Here is a 21,107-nt window from a genome sequence, read left to right on the forward strand (position 1 = left end):
AGACCTTCCATGCAATTCAAGACCCGTATCGCCACCTGCTTCGCCCTGCTGTGCGGTGCCTTCTCGGCCCAGGCCCACAATGTCTGGCTCCTGCCATCGACCACGGTGCTCTCCAAGGCCGAGTGGGTCACGGTGGATGCCGCCGTGTCCAACGACCTGTTCTTCTTCAACCATGTGCCGCTGGGCCTGGACAACCTCGTGGTGGTGGCACCCGATGGCTCCTCGATCAAGCCCGAGAACGCGCACCGCGGCAAGCTGCGCAGCGTGTTCGACCTGAACCTCACGCTGCCCGGTACCTACCACCTGGCCGTGGTCAACAGCGGCCTGAACGCCACCTACAAGGACAAGGCCGGCCAGAACAAGCGCTGGCGTGGCACGGCCGAGAAGTTCGCGGCCGAAGTGCCTGCCGACGCGCAGGACCTCAAGGTGACGCAGTCCGCCGGCCGCATCGAGACCTTCATCACGGTCGGCAAGCCCAGCGCCATCAAGCCCACGGGCCAGGGCCTGGAGCTGGTACCCGTGACGCACCCCAACGACCTGGTGAAGGGCGAGAAGGCCACCTTCGCCTTCCACGTCGACGGCAAGCCTGCGGCCAACCTTGAAGTGGTGCTGGTGGCGGGTGCCACGCGCTACCGCGACAAGGTCGGGGAGATCAAGGCCACCACCGATGCCAAGGGCGAGTTCAGCGTGACCTGGCCTGCCGCCGGCATGTACTGGGTGGACGCGGACGCCAAGGACGACAAGACCTCGTTGCCCCAGGCCAAGGAACGCCGCCTGTCGTACGTGGGCACGCTCGAAGTCCTGCCCTGACCAGTCGACGGTGAGGTTGCTGCGCGCATGACCATCAAGGTGCACTACGGCCCCGGGTTCGGGCGCGCAGCCGCAGGCGCTGCGCCCCTTGCCGCCCGGGTGTCGTTCGGCGGTGCCGGCCATGCCGCGCCGCATGCACCCGTGCGTGCGGCCGATTCCACGGCCTTGCAGATCCTGGCCGGCGAGGCCATGGGCACCACCTGGTCGGTGCGCCTGTGCAACCCGCAGTTCGCGCCGCTGGCGCCCGTGCGCGCTGCCATCGAGGATGCACTGGCGCTGGTCGTGCGGCAGATGAGCAATTGGGAGCCGGAGTCGGAGGTGTCGCGCTTCAACCGCGCGCCGGCGGGCAGCTGGCACACGCTGTCGCCCGAGTTCTGCGCGGTGCTGCAGGCCGCGCGGCACTGGGCGCTGGCCAGCGGCGGTGCGTTCGACGTGGGCGTGGGGGCGCTGGTGAGCCGCTGGGGCTTCGGCCCGCGGCCCGATCCGCATGCCGACCACAGCGCACCGGCGGCGATGCCTCTGGCGCCGGAGTTGTCGGCCCTGCGCCCGCCTGGCGCTGGCCTGGTGCTGCGCGATGATTCCATGCAGGCGCTGCAGCCTGGCGGCCTGCAGCTGGACTTGTCGGGCATTGCCAAGGGCTATTCGGTGGACCTGGTGGTGGACACCTTGCGTGCGCAGGGATGGACCGATTTCCTGGCCGAGGTGGGCGGCGAGCTGCGCGCCAGCGGCATGCGCCCCGGTGGACAGCCCTGGCGCGTGGCCGTGGCAGGCGAGGCCGCAGGCCCGGCCCGGGCATTGCCGTTGAAGGACATGGCGATCGCCACCTCGGGCGACCACTGGCATGCCTTCGAGCATGGCGGGCGGCGCTACTCGCACACCGTCGATCCGCGCACGGGTGAGCCGGTGGCCCATGCGCTGGCCAGCGTGACGGTGCTGCACCCCGAGTGCATGCACGCCGATGCCCTGGCCACGGTACTCACGGTGCTGGGGCCGGTCGAAGGCCTGGCCTTTGCCACAGGGCAGGGCGTGGCCGCGCTGCTGTGCGAGCGCACGGACCAGGGGGCCCGGTGGACTGCGACCCCGGCCTGGCGCGAGCGCATTCCCGAATTTCAATGAACTTTTCTGATCCCACTGTGCGGCTGGCCGCTGCCGCCGCCCTGGTGCTGCTGTACGCCGCCATGTGTGCCGCCATCTGGCTGCGCGAGCGGCGCAGGCACCGCGCCCAGGCCGCGCAGGCCCAGGCCCTGGCATCGGCGCGCGAAGGCGTGCAACCGCTGCTGGTGGTCTATGCCAGCCAGACCGGCCAGGCCGAGGAGCTTGCGCGCGAGACCGCGCGCCTCTTGCACACGGCCGGCGAGCCGGTGCACCTGTGCACGCTGGACCAGCTCGATGCGGGCCTGCTGGCGCGCAGCCGGCGTGCGCTGTTCCTGGCCAGCACCTACGGCGAGGGCGATGCGCCCGACAATGCCGCCGCGTTCCAGCAGGCCTGCATGGGCTCGGAGGAGGGCGCCGCAGCCGATCTGTCGCAGCTGCAGTACGGCCTGCTGGCCCTGGGCGACCGCCAGTACGCGCACTTCTGCGGCTTTGGCCGCCAGCTCGATGCCTGGCTGCGCGCACGCGGCGCGGTGCCGCTGTTCGAGTGCGTGGAGATGGACAACGGCGATCCCGCTGCCCTCACGGCCTGGCAGCACCACCTGGCCCAGGTCTCCAGCCTGAGCGAACTGCCCGCCTGGGAGGCCCCGGCCTTTGGCCCATGGACGCTGGCCGCGCGCAGCCACCTCAATCCCGGCAGCGCTGGGGCACCGGTGCACCTGGTCGAACTGGCACCGCCGGCCGGCGAGGTTGCGGCCTGGGAGTCGGGCGACCTGGTGCAGGTCTGCGTACCGGGCGACATGGCGCAACCGCGCGAGTACTCGATCGCCTCGCTCGCCAGCGATGGCCGCGTGCACCTGGTGGTGCGCCAGGCCCTGCGCGACGATGGCACGCCGGGCCTGGCATCGCACTGGTTGACGCATGGCGCGCCCGTGGGCGAGGCCGTGCAGATGCGCCTGCGCGCGCACCGCAATTTCCGGCTGGAGGACAACGCGGCGCGCCCGCTGATCCTGGTGGGCAACGGCACGGGCATTGCAGGCCTGCGCAGCCACCTGCGGGCCCGCGCACAGGCCGGGGCAGGGCCCAACTGGCTGCTGTTCGGCGAGCGGCAGGCGACGCACGATTTCCTGTTCCGCGATGAACTGCTCGCCTGGCAGGCCCGTGGGGTCCTCACGCGGCTGGACCTGGCCTTTTCGCGTGACGACCCGGCCCACAAGGTCTATGTGCAGGACCTGCTGCAGGCGCAGGCCGCCACCGTGCGTGCCTGGGTCGAGGAGCAGGGCGCCGCCATCTACGTCTGCGGCAGCCTGCAGGGCATGGCCCAGGGCGTGGACATGGCACTCGCCGGCCTGCTCGGGCCCGTGCCCATGGCCGAGCTGGTGCGCAGCGGGCGCTACCGGCGCGATGTGTACTGAGGGCGAGCCCTCATCGCATGCGTGCGTATACACGCGCCGCAGCACATGCCTGCGAATCCATCGGACGCGAATGGTAATGACAACGATTTTTGTTATTGATTGATACAGTCAACACCGCAGACAGCGCTTGCCGCTGTCGACCGTCGTTGAGCCGCAGAACAAAACATTTCAGAGCGCGTGGCACGGACCCTTTCCGTCGTTTTCCATCGTTGTTCCCTGGAGTGTTGTTCTCATGCCCATCCGCATGCCTGCCGGCGCCGCGTGCCCGCTGCGTCTTTCTTCCCTTTCCCTGCTGGTCGCCGCCGTGTGCGCGGGGGGCACTGCAATGGCCCAGGAGCCTGCCACGGCCCAGTTGCGCGAGGTGGTCGTCTCTGCCTCCGGCTTCGAGCAGGACATCAAGGAGGCGCCGGCCTCCATCACCGTGATCACGCGCAAGCAGCTGGAGCACAGCCGCTTCAACAGCATCGCGCAGGCGCTCGAGGACGTGGAGGGCGTGGACATCGGCACGGCCACGGACAAGTCGGGCGGGCTGAACATCAGCATCCGTGGCATGCCCAGCGACTACACGCTGATCCTGATCGACGGGCGCCGCCAGAACGCGGCCGGTAACGTCACCCCCAACGATTTCGGCGGCACGCAGACCAGCTTCATGCCGCCCCTGTCAGCCATCGAGCGCATCGAGGTCATCCGAGGCCCCATGTCCACGCTGTACGGCTCGGACGCCATGGGCGGCGTGGTCAACATCATCACCCGCAAGGTCGGCAAGACCTGGGCCGGCTCCTTCTCGGCCGACTACACGCTGCAGGAGGAGTCAGACTTTGGCGACACCCGCTCGGGCAAGTTCTACCTGAGCGGCCCGATCAAGGAAGACATGCTCGGCCTGTCCCTGCGCGGCAGCAGCTTCCGCCGCGGTGCATCGGACATCCGCTATGTGACGCAGGCCGGTAGCGAGGTGGTGCCCATCATGGGGGCCAACCCGGTCAAGTCCGAGGTCAACACCCTGGGCGCTCGCCTGGCACTCACGCCCAACCAATACCACGACCTCACGCTCGACCTGGACACGGGTCGTCAGACCTACGACAACTCGCGCGGGCAACTGGGCACGCTGGGTGTGCAGGGCGGCTATGCCCCCGAGCAGAAGTACCACCGCGACCAGCTCACACTGGCCCACACCGGCCGTTACGGTTTCGGCACATGGGACACGAGCTACATGCTCAACCGCACCGAGACCATCGGCCGCACCATTCCGCCCGGCACCCCCGGTGCGGTGCAGGGCACGGCGCGCGCGCTGGAGGTACAGAGCAAGGTGCTGGACACCAAGCTCATGCTGCCCTGGGGCAGCAACCACCTGACCACCGTGGGCGGCCAGTGGTGGGACGCCGAGATGAAGGACGGCGTGGCCCCGGGCACGTTCGCCTTCACGCAGAAGGCCGTGTTCGCCGAGGATGAATGGAGCCTGCTGCAGAACTTCAAGCTGACCCTGGGCGCGCGCTACGACAAGCACAGCATCTTCGGCGGCAAGGTCAGCCCGCGCGTCTATGGCGTGTGGAACGCGGCCCCGCAGTGGACCGTGAAGGGTGGCGTGAGCAACGGCTACAAGACGCCGCGCGTGGAGCAGCTGGCGCCTGGCATCAACGGTTTTGGCGGGCAGGGCACGATTCCCCTGGTGGGCAGCCCGGGCCTGAAACCCGAGACCAGCCGCAGCACCGAGCTGGGCGTGTATTTCGACAGCCCCGGTGGCTTTGCGGCCAGCGCCATGCTGTTCAACAACGACTTCAAGGACAAGATCACCAGCGGCCCGGGCCTGCTCAACTGCAGCTACAGCGTGGCGCCCAACCGCCCCGGCTGCGTGAGCTTCGGCAACTGGCCACGCGTGGACGCCTTCGGCCAGTCCATCAACGTCGACGAGGCCGTGACGCGCGGGCTCGAACTGAGCACCCGCATCCCGATCGCCAAGGCCTGGTCGGCCACGGCCAACTACACGTACACCCAAAGCGAGCAAAAGAGCGGGCCCAACGTGGGCAAGCCGCTCATGGACACGCCCGAGCATGCGCTCAACGCGCGGCTGAACTGGGAGCCTTCGCAGCAGTGGAATGTGTGGCTGCGTGCGGAGTACCGCAGCGAGCGTTTCCGGGATCCGGGGACCACGGCGGATACGCGGGCTGCGAAGGCTGCACTGGGGGACTTCAAGGCGTACACGCAGTTCCATGTGGGGGGCAGTTACCAGGTCACGCCGCAGTTCACGGTCAACGCGGCGGTCTACAACCTGTTCAACAAGGATTTTGTGGAGTACACGCCGTATACGGTGCCGGGGTCGCCTGCGGTGGTGAACTATCGGAATCTTTATACGAACAGCCAGGATGGGCGGCGTCTTTGGCTTTCGGCTACTTACGAGTTCTGATTGCGTGATTGCGTGATTGGGGGCGTCGCTTCGCTTTGATCGGGCGTGCTTGGTTTGAGGGCGGGGGCCGGGATGTGCGCCCGGCGGCGCAGTAACTTTCTCTTGGGCCGCCAAGAGAAAGTCACCAAAGAGAAGGCGACCCCCAGTCTGCGTCCCCCGTACGCCCTGTCGGGCGAACGGGGGCAGCCTGCGATGCAACTGGGGTGGTGCCGCAGAACTCGCTGCGTTCTTCGAACTCCGCTCAGACAGCTGCGGCAAGCTGGAGGACGAAGCGTGTGTGTCCTTCGGCACACGCACCCACCCCAGCTCCTGCGCTTCTCGGCGCAGCCAGCAGGGGTGGGGAGCGGGGTCAAAGACGGCTGCTGCTGCGCAGCTGCGCCGGGTGTCGATTACGCGCTGCGCGCTGCCGACGCCGAAGCGCAGCGAGGCAAATGGGGCCGAGCGAAGCAATGGCCCGTGTTGGTATCCACCCCCTTCTGACCGTGCCGAGAAGCGCAGGGCCTGGGGTGAGCGCGTGCCGAAGGACACGCGCATCGTTGTCTGGCTTGCCGCAGCTGTCTGAGCGGAGTTCGAAGAACGCAGCGAGTTCTGCGGCACACCCCAGGACAGAGCATCGCAGGCTGCCCCACTTGCCGCCAGGCGAGTGGGGACACGGGCAGCGGGGTCGCCTTTTCTTTGCCTACTTTCTTTTGGCGAAGCAAAAGAACAGTAGGTGCGCCGCCGGGCGCATACCCCGGCCTCCGCCGTCAATGCAAGCACGCGGCTCAAACAAGCCCCAAGCCGACAACAGAAAAATCAGGGCAGATCCACGCGAACAATCCGATCCGTAGCCGGCGGCACCACAGCCCCACCAGCCGCAGTGAAGTAAGCCTCCAACGCATCCAGATCCTGCCCCGCCCCCAACCCATCCACGCCTTGCGTGAAGACAGTGAAGTTATCCCCGCCCGTAGCCAGGAAGCTGCTCACCACCACCCGGTAGACCGCATCGGCGCGCAGCGGCTGGCCGTTGAGCAACACGCCGCTCACCCGCTGCCCCGCAGGCAACCGCAGGTCATAGCTGTAGGTGAACCCCTTGGAGACCGACAGCACCCGCGGGCTCTGCGCGGTGTTGGTGCCGCTGGCGAACTGCTGTTCCAGGATGGCCTTGACCTGCGCGCCCGTGAAGGACTGCACCATCAGGCTGTTGCCGAACGGCTGGGCCGTGAACATCTGGCCGTAGCGCACCTGGCCATCGGGCCCGGGCACCAGCACGCCGCGCACGCCGCCGGGGTTCATGAAGGAGATCTGGGCGGCAAGGCCCGGGCCCTGGGCCGCGAGCAATTGTGCGTCGGCGATTAGGTTGCCCATGGAGGTTTCGAGCGAAGGTGCAGGCTCGCGCGAGACCGGGCCGGTGAGGCGGCCCGCGGGGCGCTGGGCCTGGGGTTCGGCAGCGGCGCGGTAGCGCTCCACGATGGCGTGCACGCCCTCATCGCGCGCGAAGACGGGGAAGCGCTGGTCCACCGCGAAGGTGGTGGGGCCGCTGGTGAAGCCCTCGCCCTGCACGATGACCTGGCGCGCGCTCTTGCGCACCACGCGGCGGGTGGCGGTGTCCACGCGCAGGCTGATGTCGGTGACGTGCGTGCCGTACTGGCCTGCGCTGGTCAGCAGCAGCGGGTGCGCGGGGTTCACGGTGCCGTAGTCGCACAGGTAGGAGCGGTGCGTGTGGCCCGAGACCACCACGTCCACCGCCGGGTCGAGCCGCTCCAGGATGGGCACGATGTCGCCGCTCAGGCCCTTGCAACTGGTCTCGCCCAGGGCGGCCTCGGTTTCGCCGCCCTCGTGCACCATGACCACGATCACGTCGGCGCCCTGGGCGCGCAGGCCGGGGATGAGGGCGTTGACCGTGTCGGCCTCGTCCGCAAAGCGCAGGCCGGCCACGCCGGCGGGCGCCACCATGGCGGGTGTGCCGCGCAGGGTCAGGCCGATGAAGCCCACGCTGACCGTCACGCCGCCTTCGGTGAAGCGCTTGATGCCGGTGGGCGGCAGCAGCGGGCGGCCGTCGTCGTGCGCGGTGTTGGCCGCCAGCAGGCCGAAGTTGGTGCCGGGAAAGCCGGGGTTGAGCTGGCAGGGCTCGCGCACGGTGTGCTTCTCGCAGCCGCCGTTCTTCAGGCGCAGCAGCTCGCGCCAGCCCTTGTCGAACTCGTGGTTGCCCACGGCATTGAAGTCGATGCCCATGCGGTTGACGGCCTCGATGGTCGGCTCGTCGAGGAACAAGGCCGACACCAGGGGGGACGCGCCCACCATGTCGCCGGCCGCCACCACCGCATGGTGCCTGTGGAGGGTCTTCAGGTGCGCGATGGCGCTGGCCATGTAGGCCGCGCCGCCCGCGGGCACGCGCGCCGGGCCGCTGCCATCGGGCGCAGCCACCTGCAGTGCCATGCGCGGCGGCTCCAGGTTGCCGTGCAGGTCGTTGAAGGCGATGAGGCCGATGTCGATGTGCGTGGGCGCGGGCGTCGACGCGCAGCCTGCCAGCAGTGCTGCTGCCGCCAGGGCCATCGCCGTGGCGCATGCCCGGGCGCCACGGGTGCGGGCGGCGGAGCTCAAAGGAACGACGCCTGGATCGGGGCCACCTCGCGCACCACGTCCGCGCACTGGGCGCGGTTGCGCAGAGCGTGCTCGATCACCACCAGCGCCAGCAGCGCCTCGGCAATCGGTGCGGCGCGGATGCCCACGCAGGGGTCGTGGCGGCCCTTGGTGATCACCTCGGTGGGCTGACCGTGGATGTCGATGGACTCGCGCGGGCTGATGATGGAGCTGGTCGGCTTGATCGCGATCGAGACCTCCAGGTCCTGCCCGGTGCTGATGCCGCCGAGCACGCCGCCGGCGTGGTTGGTGCGAAAGCCCTGGGGCGTCATCGAGTCGCCGTGCATGGTGCCGCGGTGGGCCACGCTCTCGAAGCCGGCACCAATCTCCACGCCCTTGACGGCGTTCAGGCCCATCATGGCGTGGGCGATGTCGGCGTCGAGCTTGTCGTACAGCGGCTCGCCCAGGCCCACGGGCACGCCGCTGGCCGAGATGCGGATGCGCGCGCCGCAGGAGTCGCCGGCCTTGCGCAGCGCGTCCATGTAGTCCTCGTACTGCTGCACGTCGGCCACGGGGGCGAAGAAGGGGTTTGCGCGCACATGGTCCCAGCTCTCGAAGGGGATGGGCAGCTCGCCCAGCTGCGTCATGCAGGCGCGGAACTGCGTGCCGTACTGCTGGGCCAGCCACTTCTTGGCCACGGCGCCAGCGGCCACGGTGGGCGCCGTCAGGCGTGCCGACGAGCGGCCGCCGCCGCGCGGGTCGCGAATGCCGTACTTGTGCCAGTAGGTGTAGTCGGCATGGCCCGGGCGAAAGCTCTCGGAGATGTTGCTGTAGTCCTTGCTGCGCTGGTCGGTGTTGCGGATCAACAGCGCGATGGGGGTGCCGGTGGTCCTGCCTTCGTACACGCCTGAGAGGATCTCCACCGCATCGGGCTCGTTGCGCTGGGTGACGTGGCGGCTGGTGCCGGGGCGGCGGCGGTCCAGGTCGGCCTGGATGTCCGCCTCGGCGAGCGGCATGCCCGGCGGGCAGCCGTCGATCACGCAGCCAATGGCCGGGCCGTGGGATTCACCAAAATTGGTGACAGCGAATAGGGTACCGATGGTGTTGCCGCTCATGGGACCGATTATCCCAGAGTGGCGGAACCTGTTCAGCCGCCCGACTCTTCCTCGGGCCAGTCGCGGATATAGGCCTTGAGCATCTTGTTCTCAAAGTTCTGGCTGTCCACCACCGCCTTGGCCACGTCGTAGAAGCTGATCACGCCCATGAGCATGCGCTTGTCCATCACCGGCATGTAGCGCGCGTGGCGGTCCAGCATCATGCGGCGTACCTCGTCCATCTCGGTTTCGAGGGTGCAGGTCAGCGGGTGGTCGTCCATGGCCGAGCGCACCTGCAGCGTGCCCACGCTGCCGCCGTTCTTGACGATGGCCTGGATCACCTCGCGGAAGGTGAGCATGCCCACCAGGTCGCCAAGCTCCATCACCACCAGGGAGCCGATGTCGCGCTCGGCCATGATGTCCACGGCGTTGGCCAGCGGCTCGTCGGGGGTCACGGTGTAGAGGGTGTTGCCTTTGACGCGAAGGATATCGCTGACTTTCATGATCGGTCTCCAATGGGGCGAGCGGGGCGGCCACCGCCGGGGTGGCGCAGCTTGTTTCCGATCAAATATAGCCCACAATGCCTGCCAGCACCGACAACATGGGAGACATTGGATGCCCGGTTACTCCGACCCCGGCTTTGACACGCTCGCGCTGCATGCCGGCGCCACCCCCGATCCGGTCACCGGCGCACGTGCCGTGCCGATCCACCTGACCACCTCATTCGTCTTCGAATCGAGCGACCACGCCGCCTCGCTGTTCAACCTGGAACGGCCCGGCCATGTTTACAGCCGCATCAGCAACCCCACCAACGCGGTGCTGGAGCAGCGCGTGTCTGCACTGGAAGGAGGGGTGGGCGCCATCGCCACCGCCAGCGGCCAGGCCGCGCTGCACCTGGCCATTTGCACGCTGATGGGCGCGGGCAGCCACATCGTGGCCAGCACGGCGCTGTATGGCGGCTCGCAGAACCTGCTGCACTACACGCTGTCGCGCTTTGGCATAGCCACCACCTTCGTCAAGCCTGGTGACATCGACGGCTGGCGCGCCGCCGTGCGGCCCAATACGAAACTGTTCTTCGGCGAGACCGTGGGCAACCCGGGCCTGGATGTGCTGGACATCCCCGCCATCAGTGCCATCGCGCACGAGGCGGGTGTGCCGCTGCTGGTTGATTCCACCCTGACCTCGCCCTGGCTCATGAAGCCGCTGGAGCTGGGGGCCGACCTGGTCTACCACTCGGCCACCAAGTTCCTCTCGGGCCACGGCACGGTGGTGGGCGGTATCGTGGTCGATGGCGGCAGCTTCGACTGGGATGGCCCGCGCGCAGCGGGCCGGTTCGCCGAGCTCACTTCGCCCTACGAGGGTTTTCACAACATGGTGTTCAGCGAGGAAAGCTCGGTCGGCGCCTTCTTGCTGCGCGCGCGGCGTGAAGGCCTGCGCGACTTTGGCGCCTGCATGAGCCCGCACACGGCCTGGCTCATCCTGCAGGGCATTGAGACCTTGCCGCTGCGCATGGAGCGGCACATGCGCAACACGGCGCGCGTGGTCGAGTTCCTGGCCAGCCAACCCTTCGTCTCGCGCGTGGGCCACCCCATGCTCGACACCCACCCCAGCCACGCGCTGGCGCAAAAACTGCTGCCGCGCGGCGCGGGCTCGGTGTTCAGCTTCGACCTCAAGGGCAACCGCGAGCAGGGCAAGAAGTTCATCGAGGCGCTCAAGGTCTTCAGCCACCTGGCCAACGTGGGCGACTGCCGCAGCCTGGTGATCCACCCGGCCAGCACCACGCACTTCCGCATGAGCGACGAGGCGCTGGTCAACGCCGGCATCACGCAGGGCACCATCCGCCTGTCCATCGGGCTCGAAGATGCCGACGACCTGATCGACGACCTCAAGCGCGCCCTCAAGGCCGCGGAGAAGGCGGCCTGAGCCCGGCGATGGGAGCGCAGGCGGCACCCGCCATGGACTGGCAGGCCTTCGAGCAGACGCTGCTCGACGATGCGCTGGCGCAGGTGTTGCCCGCGCTGCAGGCGCACCCGCTGCGCGGCGATGTCTATGCCGTGGCGCTCGCGGGCATCTACCGCGAGCACGATGGCCCCATCCACCTGCCCACCGTGGCGATGAACAGCGAGGCCGCACTGGCCGGGGCCGGGGACGAGGCATCGGAAGGCGAGGGAACGCTCTACGAACTGCGCTGGAACCCGGCGGACTGGTGCTGGCCCGACATGGCGTCGGGCAGCGCCGCCATGGCCGCCGCCGAAGCCGCACTCGCGACCGAGGCCCAAGGGGGCGACGTGGCGCAGTGGGAGGCTGCGGACCGCCGCTGCATCGACGCCCTGGTGCGCGTGTGCCAGCGCCTGCGCGATGCCTTGCACGCATCGGCCGTGGCCGACCGGCTCACACCCGGCTTTGCCGTTCTGCTGCACGAGGACAGCGACGAGGGCGTTGCCATGGCCTTGCGCTGCCTGGGCGACGAAGCCTTTGCACGCCTGCTGCCAGGCCATGCCGCAGACCTGGCCGAAGAGGCGCGCGTGGCGGCCCTGCCCGAGGCAGAGCGCCTGCGCTACCACCTGGCCTGCCTGGCGCACCAGCCCGCGCCCGAACTGGGCCTGACGCGTGAGCAGGCCCAGCGCCATGGCGAAGCGGCGCAGCGCGCGCTGCGCGCTTTTGGCTCCGCTGCCATTCCGGCACTGCTGCAATTGCTGGTGCGCACCGAGACGCAGTGCGAGGCCGCGCGGCTGCTGGGCGAGATCGGCGCGGCCGCGCCCGAGGTGGTGGCTGCCTTGCGGGCCCAGGTGCTCCGGGCCGTGCCGCGCAGCAGCCTGCGCCATCTGGCCCAGGCCGGGCGCAATATCTGCGCCGGTGCGCTGGCCCACCTGGGCGACAGCGCCTGGCTGCTGCAGCAGGCCCAGGCGGGCAAGCTGGGCGACGAGTGCGTGGCGCAGGGCCTGTCATCGCCCTATGGCGCGTTCCGCAACCGTGCGCTGGACCCACTGCCGCTCGACTACCGCCCGGTCGAATCCCTGCCCGCCGTGCGGCCTGCGCTGCTGCCGCTGGTGGAGCAATGGCTGCGCCCCGGCAAGGGCACCTGCACCTTGCGCCTGCACGAGGTGGACGAGGCCCTGCGCGGCCTGCAGTCGCCGCTGACCGCGGTGCGCCAGCATGCGGCCATGGTGCTGGGCGAACGGGCCCTTGGCGCCGAGGCCGGTGCGCGCACCGTGCCCGCACTGGCCCATGCCGTGGTACACGACAGCGACGAGACCGTGCGCTACCTGGCCGTGCTGGCCCTGGACGACTGGCGTGGCGCGGCCGCCGCTCAGCGCCCGCTGGCCGAGGCCACAGCCCGAGGGGACGGCAGCACCAAGGTGCGTGACGCAGCGCAGCGCTGGCTCCAGGTGCTGGACGACCTGGCCGCCGGTGTGCCGCCACGCTGAGAGCGACCATCGCGCTGGCACGACAAGAACGACGAAACAAAGACAGACAAAGAGGAACCATCCGTATGCAGATCCAAGTCAACGGCCACACCACCTACTGCTACACCGGCGGCAAGGCGTTCAACCCCGCACTGCCCACCGTGGTCATGGTCCACGGCGTGCTCAACGACCACAGCGTGTGGGCGCTGCAAAGCCGCTACCTCGCCAACCATGGCTGGAACGTGCTGGCGGTGGACCTGCCGGGCCACTGCCGCAGCGCGGGCGAAGCCCCGGCCAGCGTCGAGGCGGGGGCGGACTTCGTCGCTGCGCTGCTCGATGCCGCGGGCGTGCGGCGCGCGGCGCTGGTGGGCCACAGCTTCGGTTCGCTGATCGCGCTGGAGGCCGCGGCCCGCCTGGGCGAGCGCGTGAGCCACCTGGTGCTGGTGGGCACGGCCTACCCGATGAAGGTCTCGCCCGCACTGATCGACGCGGCGCTCAACGAGCCCGAGAAGGCGCTGCGCATGGTCAACGTGTTCTCGCGCAGCACGCTGGCGCCGCCTTCGGGCGCGGGCTTCTGGGTCTACAACGCGGGCATGGCGTTGGGCCGCAAGGTGCTGCGCAGCAACAGCGCCGTGAATGTGTTCCACCGCGGCTTCGTGGCCTGCGACAGCTATGCCAACGGCGAGCATGCGATTGCCGTCGTGCAGTGCCCCGTGCTGTTCGCGCTGGGCGCGCAGGACCAGATGACCGCGCCCAAGGCCGCCCAGGGCCTGGTGGCGGCCGCGCGCGCAGCCGGCAAGCGGGTGCACACCACTAGCCTGCCCGTGGGCCACAACCAGATGAGCGAGGCGCCAGACGGTACGCTGATGGCGATCCGCGACTTCATTTCCCTGTCCTGAGCCAAAGGCCTCTCCCATGACCCTGCGCACCGCCCTGTTCGAGCTGGCCCGCCAGCACACGCTGGCCCGACCGGCCGCCACCCGGCTGCTGGGCCTGGCGGGGTTCGACCGCCCGCCTGCCGCCCTGCACACCACGCTGTGGCGCACCGTGGCGGTCATCGCCGCGGCGCTCGGCGGTCTGGGGCTGGTGATGTGGATCGCGGCCAACTGGGAGAGCCTGGGCCGCTTCATGCGCTTTGCACTGCTGCAGGGCTTTGTGCTGGCCATGTGTGCGGGCGCTGCGCTGCGTGCCGGAGCGCGCGCACCGCTGGCCATGCTGGCGCTGCTGGGCACGGGTGCGCTGTTCGCCTACTTCGGGCAGACCTACCAGACCGGGGCCGATCCCTGGCAGCTGTTTGCCGTGTGGGCCGCGCTCACGCTGCCCCTGGCGTTGGCCGTGCGCAGCGACGTGGTGTGGGTGCCGTGGACCCTGGTGGCCATAGTCGGCATCTCGCTGTGGGCGCAGGCGCACACGGGCCACAGCTGGCGCGTGTCGCCCGCGGACATGACGGTGCACCTGGTCTCCCTGGGCGCCGCGCTGGCCGTAGCGGCCGCCATGCTGCCGCAGGCGCAGCGCTTCACCGGCGCGGGCGTCTGGGCGCTGCGCACGGCGGGCACGCTGGCGCTGATGCTGGTCACGCTCACCGCACTCGGGGGCCTGTTCCATTCGCCGGTGGCGGGCCACTACGGCCTGGGCCTGGCGCTGCTGGCGGCGGCTGCGGCGCTGGTGGGCACGCGCACACATTTCGATATCTTCCTGCTCAGCGGTGCGGCGCTGGGGCTCAACATCCTGCTGGTGACCGGGCTGGCGCGTGCCATGTTCTCGGCTTCCCGCTTCGGGGATTTTGTGGGTTCGCTGCTGCTCATTGGCCTGGTGGCGGCGGGGCTGCTGGCGGCCACCGTGAATCTGGTGATGCGCCTGGCGCGCCGTGCTGTGCAGCAGCAAGGAGACGCAGCATGAGCGAGGTATCCGGTGATCCCGTGAATCTGTCTGCCAGCGCTGCTGTGCCCGTGCCCACGCCCGGTGCGCTTGAAACCATCGTGCAGGTCGCCGTGGAGCAGGGCATCCTGCCGGCCGGCGCCTCTGCGGCCGATGCGAACCGGGCCCGCGGCACGGCGCGCCCCTGGCCCGTAGTGCTGCTCACGGCGCTGGGCGCCTGGCTGGCCGCGCTGCCGTTGCTGGCCATGTTCGGCCTGTTCTTCGGCGAGTGGATCGTGCGGGATGCGGGTGCCTACGTCATCGGCGCCGTGGTGCTGGCCGGCGCTACTGCGGCCCTGCGCAGCAAGGACCTGCCGATCTTTCTGGAGCAGCTGGCGTTCCCCGCGCTGCTGACCGGCGCAGGCCTGCTGGGCTTTGCCTGCGGGCGCGACATGGGCCTGCAGCCGGCTGCAGCGGTCATGCTGGTGGTGGCGCTGGCAGTGGCCGCGCTCGTGGCCTTGCCCTGGCTGCGGGTGCTGCTGGGGGCGGGCGCGGCGGTGCTGTTTGCCGTGCTCATCTGGCCCGGTGCCGATGGCCGCTGGGCCCTGTCACCCCTGGTGCCCTGGAGCATGGTGCACGCCGTGCTCGCGGTGTGGGTGGGCCTGCTGCTGTGGCAGCGCCATGCGCTTGGCCGGGGTACGGCCGGCAACTGGCTGGCGGCGCTGCTGGAGCCCGTGGCCTGCGGCTGGCTGCTGGTGCTGCTGTGGGGCATCTGCGGCCTGTCGGGCCAGACCTTTCTGGTGGGCGGTGCGTTCGGTGCCGGCATCGGCGGCGAGCTGGTGCGCGAGGTGGGCCGTGAGGTCGGGCCGCGCGGCTACGCGCTGTGGTGGATGGTGCAGGCCGGCAGCGTGCTGCTGGCGCTGGCTGCCGCCGCGATTGCGCAGCGCGCCTGGCCGGTGCTGCGCCAGCCCCGCGCCGCCGTGGTGGCCCTGGTGCTGGCCCTGCTGTGCTGGTTCTCGCCCCTGCTGGGCAGTGCGCTGCTGGCCCTGGCCATCGCCGGTACCACCCGCCGCTGGGGCCAGGCCACCGCGGCCGCACTGGCCTGCACCTGGATCATGGGCGGCTTCTACTACCTGCTGGCCTGGCCCCTGGCCACCAAGGCCATGGTGCTCGTGGGCTGTGGCGCGCTGCTTGGGGTGCTGGCCTGGAGCGCACTGCGCACGCCACGTGCTGCCGCCACTGCGGTGCCTGGCCACGCAGCCCGCCACTGGGCCCACCGCGCCAGCCCCTGGCTGCTGGCCTTGAGCGCGGTGGCCACCGTGGCCGTGGCCAACATCGGCATCGCCGACAAGGAAAACACGATTGCCAAGGGCCAGAAGGTCTACGTGCCCCTGGCCCCGGTGGACCCGCGCTCGCTGATGCAGGGCGACTACATGCGCCTGCGTTTCACGCTGCCGCAGATGCCCGGTGTCGACCGGCGCGAGGCCGGTGTGGAAGGCCTGCTGGGCAGCCGGCCCTATGCCGTCGGCCGGCTCGATGCGCGCGGCGTGGTGGACTGGGAGCGTGTGGAAAAGTACGATGCCCCCATCGCCCCCGGCGAGTTCCGCATCCAGCTCACGCCCAAGAACGGCGAGTGGACACTGGTGACCGATGGCTGGTATTTCGCCGAGGGCGATGCCAGCCGCTGGGAGCAGGCGCGCTTTGGTGAATTCCGCGTGCAGCCGGACGGCAAGGCCCTGCTGGTGGGCATGGCGGACGACCAGCTCGTGCCCATCGGGCGGTGATCATTCTGCCGGCCGGGGTGCACGCCGCCATGCGGGCCAGCGCAGCAGCGTGAAGGCGCGCAGCAGCCACTCCACCGGCCCGTAGGCGTGCTGCGCCATCCAGCGGCGGCTCAGTGAAAGCTGTGCCGCGTACAGCGCCACGCAGCCCAGCAGCACCGCCAGCGGTGGCACCCGCCCCACCAGCGCCAGGCCGTAGGCCGTGAACACCAGCGCACCCACCAGAGACTGCAGCAGGTAGTTGGACAGCGCCATGCGGCCCGCGGGTTCGAGCCATGCGGCCAGCGTCCCGCCGCCGGGGCGGTGCTGCAGCGCCCAGAGTAACGCGGCGACATAGCCCAGTGTGAGGAACGGTGCCGTGGCCAGGTCCACGGCCAGCACTGCCGCAGAGACATGGTCGCTCGGGCGCACCATGCTGGTCTGCACCGTGGCATAGAGCAAGGCGCCTGCAGCCCCGATCGGCAGGCAGCACCACAGCCACCGGCGCAGGCGCGCTGGCTCTGATGCGGCGCGGGCCAGATAGCCCGAGCGGTGGGCCGCCAGCCCCAGCAGGAACATGGCCAGTGCGCAGGGCGCCTGCACGAACACCAGCACGAACCAGACGCCATCGGCCATATCGCGCCCGCGCTGGGCAATGGCGTCGAGGGCCCCGGCGCGGTAGGCCGCGGCGGCCTGCTGGGCCTTGGCATGGATCTCGGCCAGGGGCCAATCCATCGGCGGCGCCAGCGACATCAACCAGGCGAGCAGCCCCCAGCAGGCTGACACCAGCCCCAGCAGCGCCACGGCCAGCACCACCGCAGTGCCTGGCCGCAACCGGCGCATCAGCAGCAGCAGCGCGCCCAGCAGCGCATAGGTCACCAGGATGTCGCCCGCGAACAGCAGCCAGGCATGCGCCACACCCAGCAGCAGCAATCCCGCCAGGCGCCGCAGGAAGCGCGGCCCGAAGGCGCTGCCGGAGCGCTGGGCCGAGTCCATCTGCAAGGCAAAGCTGTAGCCGAACAGCAGCGAGAACAAGAGGTAGAACTTGGTCTCGAAGACCAGGGCAACGAACCAGCGCACGGCATGGTCCACGGGCCGCGAGAACGCAGGGTCGGCTACGCCGAGGCCGAAGTAGGTCGAGGCAAAGCTGCCTGCGTTGACGACCAGGATGCCCAGCAGCGCGAAGCCGCGCAGTGCGTCGATGGCGTGTTCGCGGCTGGGGCCGCCTGCGGGCGCCAGGGTTGCAGGGCCGGGGAGGGTGGGGGTGTCGAGCGGTGTCATGCCAGGGGCCCGATCACGGTCGCCAGCGCGCCCAGCACCAGCGTGCGGTAGGCGGTGCTGTCGAACGGCACCTCCACCATGGCGCGGCCAAAGGCGCCGTCTAGCAGCAGCAGCACCCAGTCCGCCGCCTGGGCCGCAGGCATGGACAGGCGCACCTGCCCACGCTCTACGGCCGCCTCCAGCAGTTGCACCAGCGCAGCCTTGCGCACCGCCTCGCCCTGCGCCACACAGGCCATGACAGCCGGGTTGCGCACTCCCTCGGCCAGCACCTCCAGGCCGATGCGGGTGTAGACGGGGTCCGCCAGCAGGGCCAGGCTGTCTTCCAAGATGCCCAGCAGCGCCTGGTACAGGTTCTGCTCCTGCGCGGCCTGGGCAAAGCGCTCGGCGGTCTCGCGCTGGTCCTCCTCCACGATGGCGGCAATGATGGCCTCCTTGGTGGGGAAGTAGTGGAACAGGTTGCCGGGGCTCATGCCGGCCTCGGCACAGATCTCGGCCGTGCGGGTGCCATGAAAGCCCTTGCGCATGAAGCACTCCACGGCCGCAGCCAGGATGTGCTGGCGCCGGGCCTGGTGCTGTGCGGGATTGAAGGTGCGCATAAGGAAAGGGCTATTAATAGATCAACCAGTCGATCTATTAAAACATTGCCCCTTGCACACTGTCAAACCCGGCACGCTTGTGCAGTGCACTTGGGCGTATAAAGCGCAGACAACAAAACCCCAAGGAGACAAGCCATGGACCTGAGCGCTGCGCCCACGACCCCCACCGATCCGCGCGCCTTCAAGAGCTTTGCGGAGTTCTACCCGTTCTACTTGACCGAGCACAGCAACCGCACCTGCCGGCGGCTGCATTTCGTGGGCTCGACCCTGTCACTCCTGTGCGTGGCTTTGGCGGTTGCCACCCGCCAACCGTGGTTTCTGTTAGTGGGGCTGCTGTGCGGCTACGGGTTTGCGTGGGTGGGGCATTTCGGGTTTGAGAAGAACAAGCCGGCCAGCTTCAAGCGGCCGCTGTACAGCTTCATGGGGGACTGGGCGATGTACCGGGATATCTGGCGGGGTCGCGTGCCGTTCTGAAGCGCCGAGGGACCTGGCAGCCTCCGGAGTCTTCGGTCGAGTCGATCCGGCGGCTGCCTTCTATCGTCAGTCCGCGGTTTCCCCGGAGTCCTTGATGATCCTGGCCCAACGGATCATCTCGCCCTCCACGTATTTCTTATGCTCCGCAGGTTCCAGGCGTGCGTCGGTCACGATACGCACGCCAAGTGCTTCCTCGCGCTGGATGAGTTCGGGATCCTTGAGCGCTGCCCGGATGGCGGCGTTCAGTCTGGCCAGCACGGCCGGTGGCGTGCTCTTGGGTGCGTACACGCCGTGCCATACCGACATCTCGAAGCCGGTCAGGCCCGCTTCTGCCAGCGTGGGCACTTGGGCAAGCGCGGGCAACGCCATCCGCTGCTTGCTGGTGACGCCAAAGACCTTGACCTTCTTCGCTTCGATCTGGGGCACGGCGTTGGTGGCCTGCTCGCACATCAGGTCCACCTGTCCGCCCATCAAGTCGGTCATGGCGGGCGCCGTTCCCTTGTAGGGAACGAAGGCCATTTTCGATTGCAGGGTGGCCTGCAGCACCAGTCCGCACAGGTGGGATGCCGAGCCCACGCCGGCATTCGCGAGGTTGACCTTGCCGTCGTTGGAACTGATTCATTTGCGAAGGTCGGCAAAGTTGTTGGCCGCCAGGCCTGGCTTGCCGATCAGGGTGGAAGGCGCTTCGTTGATGAGTCCGAGGTACTCGAAGTCTTCCAGCGTTCTGTAGGGCAGCTTCTTGTAGAGCGCGGGTGCCGTGGAGATGCCGATGTGGTGCACCAGCAGGGTGTAGCCATCCGGGGATGCACGTGCGACGCGCGCCGCGCCGATGGTGCCTCCCGCGCCCGCAGTGTTGTCGACGATCACTGTCTGGGCCAAAGGCTTGCGCAGGGCTTCTGCCAGATCACGGGCAATCTTGTCGCTGGGACCGCCAGCGGAAAAGGGGACAACCAAGGTAATTGGCTTGTCCGGAAATTCCGCCCATGCGGTAGTGCTGCTGCTGATCGCAATCAGTCCGATGGCTGCGGCTGCAGCCCCTAGCTTCAAAGTGCCCATGGCTTGTCTCCTTCAGGTTCTGTTTGTGAGGGGGTGATCAGGCGGACAGGGCCTGCATCTGCGCATACAGGTCGGCCTTGCCTTCGAAACCGATGCCCGGCAGGTCGGGCAGCGTCACGTGGCCGTCGACCACCTTCACGCCGTCCGGGAAGCCGCCGAACGGCTGGAACAGGTCCGGATAGGACTCGTTGCCGCCCAGGCCCAGGCCGGCCGCGATGTTCAGCGACATCTGGTGCCCGCCGTGCGGGATGCAACGGCTTGCGGACCAGCCGTGTTCCTTGAGCATGTCCAGAGTGCGCAGGTACTCCACCAGGCCGTAGCTCAGCGCGCAATCGAACTGCAGCCAGTCGCGGTCGGGGCGCATGCCGCCATAGCGGATCAGGTTGCGCGCGTCCTGCATGGAGAACAGGTCTTCACCCGTGGCCATGGGGTTCTTGTAGTAGTTGCGCAAGGCTGCCTGCAGCTCGAAGTCGAGTGGGTCACCTGGCTCCTCGTACCAGAACAGGTCGTATTGAGACAGCGCCTTGGCGTACTGGATGGCGGTGTCCAGATCGAAGCGGCCATTGGCATCCACGCACAGCTTCTGGCCGTCCTGCAGCACGCTGAGGATGGAGTCGATGCGGCGAAGGTCTTCGTCGAGCGAGGCTCCGCCGATCTTCTTCTTGACCACGGTGTAGCCGCGGTCGATGTAGCTCTTCATCTCGTCCTTGAGCTTGCCGTGGTCCTGGCCGGGGTAGTAGTAACCGCCGGCAGCGTAGACGAAGATATTGCGGTTGGGCGTGCCATTGCCATAACGGTCGGCGAGCAACTGGAACAGTGGCTTGCCTTCGATCTTGGCCACAGCGTCCCACACGGCCATGTCGATGGTGCCGATGGCGACGGAGCGCTCACCGTGACCCCCTGGTTTTTCGTTGGTGAACATCGCGTTCCAGATCTTGTGCGGATCCAGGTTCTTGCCGCTGTCATCGATCAGGGAATCAGGGTTGGCTTCGAGCACACGCGGGATGAAGCGCTCGCGCATCAGCTTGCCTTGGCCATAGCGGCCGTTGGAGTTGAAGCCATAGCCGACCACCGGTTTGCCGTCGCGAATCACGTCGGTGATTACCGCCACCAGGCTCAGCGTCATCTTGCTGAAGTCGATGTAGGCATTGCGAATGGGGGAGCTGATGGGGATGGTCTTTTCTCGGATCTCAACGATTTTCATGCGGTGCTCCATAGGTCAAAACGGGTGTCGGGGTCGGTATGATCCGCAACTGCACGGCGTTTGACCAATGCCGTTTTTCTTCTCTTCAGTGCTTTCAA

General features: G+C 68.6%; 16 protein-coding genes and 1 pseudogene. 10 read left to right on the forward strand and 7 right to left on the reverse strand.

Going from position 1 to position 21,107, the window contains the following annotated elements:
- The first annotated feature begins 9 nt into the window (after window positions 1-9).
- The 4 genes from AC07PF_RS17150 to AC07PF_RS17165 all read left to right on the forward strand — a co-directional run bounded on the left by AC07PF_RS17150 (window position 10) and on the right by AC07PF_RS17165 (window position 5,718).
- Window positions 10-810 carry a DUF4198 domain-containing protein gene (locus AC07PF_RS17150; protein WP_494612663.1) on the forward strand — a complete coding sequence of 267 codons (801 nt, stop codon included), beginning with the start codon at window positions 10-12 and terminating at the stop codon, window positions 808-810.
- Between the two features lie 27 nt (window positions 811-837).
- The gene (locus tag AC07PF_RS17155; RefSeq protein WP_494612664.1) at window positions 838-1,926 is read left to right on the forward strand and encodes an FAD:protein FMN transferase; all 1,089 of its coding nucleotides are present in this window, start codon (window positions 838-840) and stop codon (window positions 1,924-1,926) included.
- Window positions 1,923-3,317 carry a sulfite reductase subunit alpha gene (locus AC07PF_RS17160; protein ID WP_494612665.1) on the forward strand — a complete coding sequence of 465 codons (1,395 nt, stop codon included), beginning with the start codon at window positions 1,923-1,925 and terminating at the stop codon, window positions 3,315-3,317. The genes AC07PF_RS17155 and AC07PF_RS17160 overlap by 4 nt, the downstream gene beginning before the upstream one ends.
- A gap of 232 nt (window positions 3,318-3,549) precedes the next feature.
- Complete coding sequence (locus AC07PF_RS17165) at window positions 3,550-5,718, forward strand: TonB-dependent receptor domain-containing protein (protein WP_494612666.1); 2,169 nt, start codon at window positions 3,550-3,552, stop codon at window positions 5,716-5,718.
- 795 nt (window positions 5,719-6,513) lie between these two features.
- Here AC07PF_RS17165 and AC07PF_RS17170 read toward each other — a convergent pair.
- From AC07PF_RS17170 to AC07PF_RS17180, 3 genes are read right to left on the reverse strand one after another with little or no spacing between them, the layout of a single operon-like run.
- On the reverse strand, window positions 6,514-8,253 hold the full coding sequence (locus AC07PF_RS17170; RefSeq protein WP_494612700.1) for a bifunctional metallophosphatase/5'-nucleotidase: 1,740 nt from the start codon (window positions 8,251-8,253) through the stop codon (window positions 6,514-6,516).
- A 44-nt stretch (window positions 8,254-8,297) separates the two neighbouring features.
- Window positions 8,298-9,395, reverse strand: coding sequence for a chorismate synthase (gene aroC, locus AC07PF_RS17175; protein WP_436179269.1), 1,098 nt, complete (start codon window positions 9,393-9,395; stop codon window positions 8,298-8,300).
- Window positions 9,396-9,427: 32 nt separating this feature from the next.
- On the reverse strand, window positions 9,428-9,877 hold the full coding sequence (locus AC07PF_RS17180; RefSeq protein WP_494612667.1) for a CBS domain-containing protein: 450 nt from the start codon (window positions 9,875-9,877) through the stop codon (window positions 9,428-9,430).
- Window positions 9,878-9,989: 112 nt separating this feature from the next.
- Here AC07PF_RS17180 and AC07PF_RS17185 point away from each other — a divergent pair, with 112 nt between their 5' ends.
- The 5 genes from AC07PF_RS17185 (at window position 9,990) to AC07PF_RS17205 (ending at window position 16,422) form a co-directional block, all read left to right on the forward strand.
- Window positions 9,990-11,297 (forward strand): O-acetylhomoserine aminocarboxypropyltransferase, encoded by a 1,308-nt coding sequence (locus tag AC07PF_RS17185; RefSeq protein ID WP_494612668.1) that lies wholly within the window; start codon window positions 9,990-9,992, stop codon window positions 11,295-11,297.
- Window positions 11,298-11,329: 32 nt separating this feature from the next.
- Window positions 11,330-12,802, forward strand: a complete 1,473-nt coding sequence (locus AC07PF_RS17190; protein ID WP_494612669.1) for a DUF4303 domain-containing protein — start codon at window positions 11,330-11,332, stop codon at window positions 12,800-12,802.
- A 65-nt stretch (window positions 12,803-12,867) separates the two neighbouring features.
- The gene (locus tag AC07PF_RS17195; RefSeq protein ID WP_494612670.1) at window positions 12,868-13,680 is read left to right on the forward strand and encodes an alpha/beta fold hydrolase; all 813 of its coding nucleotides are present in this window, start codon (window positions 12,868-12,870) and stop codon (window positions 13,678-13,680) included.
- Between the two features lie 16 nt (window positions 13,681-13,696).
- Entirely contained in the window at window positions 13,697-14,680 is a 984-nt protein-coding gene (locus tag AC07PF_RS17200; RefSeq protein WP_007858624.1) for a DUF2157 domain-containing protein, read from the forward strand.
- Window positions 14,677-16,422, forward strand: a complete 1,746-nt coding sequence (locus AC07PF_RS17205; protein WP_494612671.1) for a GDYXXLXY domain-containing protein — start codon at window positions 14,677-14,679, stop codon at window positions 16,420-16,422. Before AC07PF_RS17200 ends, AC07PF_RS17205 begins: the two co-directional genes overlap by 4 nt.
- On the opposite strand, the gene AC07PF_RS17210 is transcribed toward AC07PF_RS17205, so the two are convergent.
- Both AC07PF_RS17210 and AC07PF_RS17215 read right to left on the reverse strand, forming a co-directional pair.
- On the reverse strand, window positions 16,423-17,679 hold the full coding sequence (locus tag AC07PF_RS17210; RefSeq protein ID WP_494612673.1) for a DUF418 domain-containing protein: 1,257 nt from the start codon (window positions 17,677-17,679) through the stop codon (window positions 16,423-16,425).
- The gene (locus AC07PF_RS17215) at window positions 17,676-18,275 is read right to left on the reverse strand and encodes a TetR/AcrR family transcriptional regulator (RefSeq protein WP_494612674.1); all 600 of its coding nucleotides are present in this window, start codon (window positions 18,273-18,275) and stop codon (window positions 17,676-17,678) included. The genes AC07PF_RS17210 and AC07PF_RS17215 overlap by 4 nt, the downstream gene beginning before the upstream one ends.
- Before the next feature lie 135 nt (window positions 18,276-18,410).
- On the opposite strand from AC07PF_RS17215, the gene AC07PF_RS17220 reads away from it, so the two are divergent.
- Entirely contained in the window at window positions 18,411-18,749 is a 339-nt protein-coding gene (locus AC07PF_RS17220) for an Mpo1-like protein (RefSeq protein ID WP_494612675.1), read from the forward strand.
- Between the two features lie 66 nt (window positions 18,750-18,815).
- Here the strand turns inward: AC07PF_RS17220 and AC07PF_RS17225 are convergent.
- Both AC07PF_RS17225 and AC07PF_RS17230 read right to left on the reverse strand, forming a co-directional pair.
- Window positions 18,816-19,805 (reverse strand): annotated as a pseudogene (locus AC07PF_RS17225) (tripartite tricarboxylate transporter substrate-binding protein).
- 37 nt (window positions 19,806-19,842) lie between these two features.
- On the reverse strand, window positions 19,843-21,009 hold the full coding sequence (locus tag AC07PF_RS17230; RefSeq protein ID WP_007858618.1) for a mandelate racemase/muconate lactonizing enzyme family protein: 1,167 nt from the start codon (window positions 21,007-21,009) through the stop codon (window positions 19,843-19,845).
- Window positions 21,010-21,107 lie beyond the last annotated feature (98 nt).

The organism is Acidovorax sp. GW821-FHT10A04, from assembly GCF_059415825.1.